Source organism: Acinetobacter sp. ANC 4862 (assembly GCF_004336635.1).
In the GTDB taxonomy this organism is placed as follows: Bacteria; Pseudomonadota; Gammaproteobacteria; order Pseudomonadales; family Moraxellaceae; genus Acinetobacter.
Genome location: NZ_SJXH01000009.1, coordinates 100,385 through 106,546 on the forward strand (window position 1 = coordinate 100,385; position 6,162 = coordinate 106,546).

The window sequence follows — 6,162 nt, forward strand, 5'->3', positions numbered from 1 at the left end:
ACAATTAATAATGCGTTGATCTGTTATTGATTTTTTTGCTCATGATTCAAAAACATCAAAAAATGATCAAAATAACGAGGGGTCATTTGCGAATCATACTGTGTCCCCAGTTTTTCCAAACGCTTATAGCCCATCTGGGTGGTCAAATGAATCACGCCATTTAAAGTTTTATCCACCACTAAATTGAATTTCAACATGTTTTTAGGTTCGCGAACCAGACTGGTCACCCCTTGATCGACCAACTGGGTAAATGCTTTTAAGCCTGGCGAAACATAATGCGTATTTCCCTCTTTCATTTGCTCCACACATTCCAGCAATTCCACCACCAAGACATGATCGACACTATAAGAAATATAATTTTGTCCATTTTTCTCATAGGCCCTATCTTTCAGATAATTCACCATCGGAATTAAACGCTCATTGCCAAAGAATGAAACCGACCATGGCATATATTTACGTACAGTCTCTAAAATTTGTTTAACCATTTTTTCAGATTCTCGATCGCCAGAAGTCGATAAACGCGCAATTTCACCAAAAACCTGATCGACAATTTCACAGGAAATATCTGCCAAAACTTCACCTAAAGGTTTGGCTAAACTTTGAGTTTCACCCTGATTCAATTGCTGATGAATCTGATGAAAACGCTGATGGGTTTCTCGGGTTAATTTTAAAGAAATGAAATAGCTCATACCGATAATCTCCTTTTTAGAATTGTTCTGCGACCATTCGTGCTGTTTTTATTCCACTCTTATCATAAGATCTTATTCAGTCTATGCCAATTGCATAAAGTTTGCATTTGGTGAAGCTGCCTCATTCCGTAATTTTTTTGCTACAATAGCCCTAATTTTTTATTCACTTTTGATCTGTTCTGACTATGACTGATTCTGCGCAAAATATTGCTACGACATACGATCCTACCGAGATCGAGAAAAAATGGTACAAGACCTGGGAAGAGAATGGCTACTTTAAGCCGTCTCAAAAAGGCGACTCATTCTGTATCATGATTCCGCCACCAAACGTCACTGGTAACTTGCACATGGGTCATGGTTTTAACAATGCCATTATGGATGCCTTGACGCGTTATAATCGTATGTCTGGTAAAAATACCTTATGGCAACCGGGGACTGACCATGCCGGTATTGCCACCCAGATGGTGGTTGAACGTCAATTGGCAGCACAGGATATCAGCCGTCATGACTTGGGTCGTGAAAAGTTCATTGAAAAAGTCTGGGAATGGAAAGAACAGTCTGGCGGTAACATTACCCGTCAAATTCGTCGCCTCGGTTCTTCTGTAGACTGGTCACGTGAACGCTTCACCATGGATGAAGGTTTATCTAACGCGGTTAAAGAAGTCTTTGTACGTTTGCATAAAGAAGGTTTGATTTACCGCGGTAAACGCCTGGTCAACTGGGATCCTAAACTGCAAACTGCCCTTTCTGACCTTGAAGTTGAATCAGTAGAAGAAAAAGGTTCACTTTGGCATTTCAAATATTTCTTTGAAGATAAAGACCTTCGCACCAAAGATGGCAAAGACTTCTTGGTTGTTGCGACAACACGTCCTGAAACTTTGCTTGGTGACTCGGCTGTTGCGGTTCATCCTGAAGATGAACGTTATGCACATCTTGTAGGCAAAAACATCGTTCTGCCAATTTCAGGTCGTTTGGTTCCTGTGGTTGCGGATGAATATGTTGAAAAAGATTTCGGTACAGGCTGTGTAAAAATCACCCCTGCACACGACTTCAATGACTATGAAGTGGGTAAACGTTGTAACTTGCCAATCATCAACATCTTCAACAAAAATGCTGAAGTGTTGGCTGAATTTGAATACATTGCCAAAGCAGGTGAACAGATTTCTAAAACCATTGCTGCGCCTGCAGACTACATTGGTTTAGAGCGTTTTGCTGCACGTAAAAAACTGGTTGAACAAGCTGAAGCTGAAGGCTGGTTAGATCAAATTCAACCATACGACTTGAAAGCACCTCGCGGTGACCGTTCAGGCGTAATCGTTGAGCCATTATTGACTGACCAATGGTATGTGAAAATTGCACCGCTTGCGGAGCCTGCAATTAAAGCGGTGAAAGATGGCGACATCAAATTTGTACCTGAGCAATACAGCAACATGTACATGGCTTGGATGAACAACATTCAAGACTGGTGTATCTCACGTCAATTGTGGTGGGGTCACCGTATTCCAGCTTGGTACGATGTAGATGGCAACGTTTATGTGGGTCGTAACGAAGCGGAAGTGCGTGAAGAAAATGGCATTGCTGCAGATGTTCAATTAACACAAGATGAAGATGTATTGGACACCTGGTTCTCGTCTGGTCTTTGGACATTCTCAACTTTAGGATGGACTGGCGACGCCAAGAAAGATGCGGAAAACTATTTCCTCAATACCTTCCATCCAACAGATGTATTGGTAACCGGTTTTGACATCATCTTCTTCTGGGTTGCCCGCATGATCATGATGACCATGCACTTCATGAAAAATGAAGATGGCACACCGCAAGTTCCGTTTAAAACTGTGTATGTACATGGTTTGGTACGTGATGGCGAAGGTCAGAAAATGTCTAAATCTAAGGGTAACGTGCTTGATCCTTTAGACTTGATTGACGGTGTTGATCTTGAAACTTTGGTACAAAAACGTACCACCGGTTTGATGAACCCGAAACAGGCGGCGAAGATTGAAAAATCGACCCGTAAAGAATTCCCGGAAGGCATTCAGTCTTACGGTACAGATGCAGTTCGTTTCACCTTCTGTGCACTTGCAAATACTGGTCGTGACATCAAGTTCGACATGAAACGTGTTGAAGGCTACCGTAACTTCTGTAACAAAATCTGGAATGGTACACGTTTCGTTCTGATGAATGTTGAAGGTCAAACTGTGGGTCAAACTGCACGTCCTGATCTTTGGGAATTGCCTGAACAATGGATTGTGAGCCGTCTACAAAAAGCGGAACTTGCAGTTCAACAAGCATTTGCTACTTACCGTTTAGACTTGGCTGCTCAAGCGATTTACGAGTTCATCTGGAATGAATACTGTGACTGGTATGTCGAGCTGACTAAGCCTGTTCTGAATGATGAAAATGTATCGGAAGAACGTAAAGCAGAAGTTCGTCGTGTTCTTCTTGCAGTGATGGAAGCATCTTTACGTCTTGCGCATCCAATCATGCCGTATTTGACTGAAGAAATTTGGCAAACCCTTGCGCCGATGATTGGTTTGGGCGGCGAAACCATTATGACTGCGGCTTACCCTGTTGCAGATCAAGCGTTGATTAATGACCAAGCTGAAGCTGATATGCATTGGCTTCAAGGTTTGATTGGTGCGGTACGTAACATCCGTGGTGAAATGGGCTTAGGTAATGCGCGTTTACTTCCAGTATTGATGCAAAACATCACTGATGCTGAAATTGCGCAAATTTCACGTATCGAACCATTGTTTAAAGCCTTGGCGAAAGTTGAAAGCATCACCTACTTGGCAGAGGGCGAACAACCACCATTGTCTTCATCATCTGTAGTCGGTCACGCCTCTGTATTTGTTCCAATGAAGGGTTTAATTGACCCTAAAGCGGAATTGGGTCGTTTGCAAAAAGACTTTGATAAAGTTCAAAAGCAACATGACCAAATTGCAGGAAAACTTTCAAATGAAGGTTTTGTGGCAAAAGCACCTGCTGCGGTAGTTGAAGGCGAAAAAGTCAAATTGGCTGAATTTGCTGACCAGTTAGTGAAGATTAAAGCGAATATGGAACAGATTGCGGCGCTTTAATGCTGTAGTTTGATTCAAAAAATCCCCTCAATTGAGGGGATTTTTTAATTAGTCATCTTCCCAATTAAAATCATCTTCGCCATCCCAATCTACATACGATGAATGATTTAAATAGCGACTAAAAGTAAATTCATTTAAGTTTTCATAAAATTTAATCAAATTTTTCACTTCTTGATTAACTATATTTTCTTGTTCTAATGTTAGTTTTGATAAATTTACATCATGCCGACCACTTTCAGCAGCAAAAATATTACCCTGATCGTATATCGCTGTTGTTTTATAATTGCCTTTCGCTAAATCATAACCCAAATATTCAGCAAATTTCTGCCATTTCCATGCTTCAATTAACTCATCCTCAGTTAATTCTTTGATCTCCTCATAATTACCACAGTAGACTATCCGATCAAATATTTCTCTTAGACATTCTTTATCACCGCGCTTTGCTAGTGCCAATTCAATATTTGGTGCATAGGTTGAATAAATATAGTGTCCTGTATCTTCCTCAAAATAATGATTATTATTTTCAAATTGATAAAGTTGCAATTGAGCAGGAAAACTTCCCAATTCAGCAGCTTTTTTCAAATACATCATGTAATTTTCTTTATATTCATCATTACGTTCTATTTCTTTAATGAAGTAATCTAAGCTTGGCTTCCAAGTTGGACTAATTTCTTTACCTTGCAAATATCTCTGGTAGAGATAATGCATATCAGTATTTCTTTCATCAAAATTATTTTCACAATCACTATAAAATTGTGCAATCAAATACGGATAGATAGAAAATTTCGAAAAATCTATAAATGTTTTCTTTAGTCGTTCTAGAACATCATTTTGCAGTAAATCATCATCTAATGCTGCTCGAACAAGCTCACTGATTTTCTCATCCGTTAAATATAAAAGATGATAATCAGAAATATGCTTTTGAATAACTGGTGCTAAAGCAAATGAAATATTTAATTCTTGGCAACGCTTTTGAAATAGCTCGATATCTAATTGATCATCTATTGAGTCTGTAAAAAGTGGATAAGAACTCAGCTTTAAACTATTAAATGTTTTAAAACCAAAAAGTGCTGAAATGATTTCATGTAGATGGGAGCGTTTTATCTCGATGCCATGTGTTTTAATAACATGGTGTAATTCAACAGCTAAAGTACTAATTGTAGACATGTTTATCCTTAAGATTGTTTCTTAGAATCAAATTTCGACACACGTTTAAACTTTTTGAATCTAATAATGAAACAAAATAAAGAAAACATTAAAAGCGATAGTTATTCAATATAAAATTGATTTTTGTCTTTTTTTACTCGTGTGTAAGTAAGGTGGACACCTATGTTTAATAATAGCTGTCAAAATTTAAAAATCAAGTTTTTATGATCCCTTGGGGGCTTTGCTCACTATCTAACTCAATCACTAAACCAATTTCATAACAGTAAAAATCCACGATATAAGGTTGAATGACATGCTGACGTCGAAATTTCAGATTCATAAAACGTTTGGTGCGAAGCATTTGCCACATCAAATTTTCTGCATCAGTAGCAGTGTTACGCATAGATTTGGTGAATTCTAATAATTGGGTATCAAATTTCGATTCTTATTATCCTTTTCTTTTCCCTCACCCTAGTCCTCTCCCATAGGGAGAGGAAGCATCCTTTTTGAATTTAATTATTGTTCGATACACAATGAAATTTTCCTCTCCTTCTAGGAGAGGGTTAGGGAGAGGTGCTTTTGCTTTTAAGCTCAAAACACACATTCCATAAATCCTCCAACACCATATCCGTTTGCCCCAAAACCTCATGATTCCAATACCGTACCACATTCAAATCTAATGCCTCTAAAAACTTGGTTCGCTCAGCATCGTATTCAATAACATCATCCACTCCATGCTGACTACCATCAAGCTCAATCACCAAACTAAGCTCATGACAGTAAAAATCCACAATATACGGCGTAATCACATGCTGATGACGGAATTTAAGATTCATAAAACGCTTGGCACGTAAGATTTGCCACATGAGCTGTTCTGCATCTGTGGCGGTATGGCGCATGGATTTGGCGAATATTAAAAGTTGAGGATCGATCTTTTTGTTCATGAGTTTTTGTTTTTATTGTTTTCTTTAGATTAGCAGAATTTATAACCTCTCCCTAGCCCTCTCCTAAAAAGAGAGGGAACATCCACTGCTGTCCCACAATTTTTCATAAAAGGAGGCTCAATTGAGCTTCCTTTTGTTTTATCGGTATTTTATCGGGCATGAATAAAGCTTTTAAGGTTTTTCTCTCAAACAGATTTACTTGGATCATTCTTAGTAACCGTTGAACCGTCCAGCCTTCTTGTCCTAAATGCCGGGCAAAACTCACCAGTAAATAGGCAATCAGGGCAATCCAAATTTGCGTCTGAA

General features: G+C 38.9%; 4 protein-coding genes and 2 pseudogenes. 1 reads left to right on the plus strand and 5 read right to left on the minus strand.

Annotated features, from left to right (window positions below):
* Window positions 1–23: 23 nt before the first annotated feature.
* Window positions 24–689, minus strand: coding sequence for a hypothetical protein (locus E0409_RS06230; RefSeq protein WP_131288877.1), 666 nt, complete (start codon window positions 687–689; stop codon window positions 24–26).
* A 185-nt stretch (window positions 690–874) separates the two neighbouring features.
* Here E0409_RS06230 and E0409_RS06235 point away from each other — a divergent pair, with 185 nt between their 5' ends.
* Window positions 875–3,766, plus strand: a complete 2,892-nt coding sequence (locus E0409_RS06235) for a valine--tRNA ligase (protein ID WP_131288879.1) — start codon at window positions 875–877, stop codon at window positions 3,764–3,766.
* Between the two features lie 48 nt (window positions 3,767–3,814).
* Here the strand turns inward: E0409_RS06235 and E0409_RS16685 are convergent, their stop codons facing one another.
* The 4 genes and pseudogenes from E0409_RS16685 to E0409_RS06255 form a co-directional block, all read right to left on the minus strand.
* A complete protein-coding gene (locus tag E0409_RS16685) occupies window positions 3,815–4,933 on the minus strand; it encodes a hypothetical protein (RefSeq protein WP_252151777.1) in 1,119 nt (372 codons plus the stop codon).
* Window positions 4,934–5,153: 220 nt separating this feature from the next.
* A pseudogene (locus tag E0409_RS06245) lies at window positions 5,154–5,351 on the minus strand (endonuclease domain-containing protein); the annotation flags it as partial.
* 124 nt (window positions 5,352–5,475) lie between these two features.
* Window positions 5,476–5,856 (minus strand): endonuclease domain-containing protein, encoded by a 381-nt coding sequence (locus E0409_RS06250; RefSeq protein WP_131288883.1) that lies wholly within the window; start codon window positions 5,854–5,856, stop codon window positions 5,476–5,478.
* Between the two features lie 103 nt (window positions 5,857–5,959).
* Window positions 5,960–6,162: pseudogene (locus E0409_RS06255) on the minus strand (IS4 family transposase); the annotation flags it as partial.

Coding starts and splice junctions, on each gene's coding strand:
- E0409_RS06230 (WP_131288877.1), bottom strand. CDS start 689: ATGAGCTATTTCATTTCTTTAAAATTAACCCGAGAAACCCATCAGCGT.
- E0409_RS06235 (WP_131288879.1), top strand. CDS start 875: ATGACTGATTCTGCGCAAAATATTGCTACGACATACGATCCTACCGAG.
- E0409_RS16685 (WP_252151777.1), bottom strand. CDS start 4,933: ATGTCTACAATTAGTACTTTAGCTGTTGAATTACACCATGTTATTAAA.
- E0409_RS06250 (WP_131288883.1), bottom strand. CDS start 5,856: ATGAACAAAAAGATCGATCCTCAACTTTTAATATTCGCCAAATCCATG.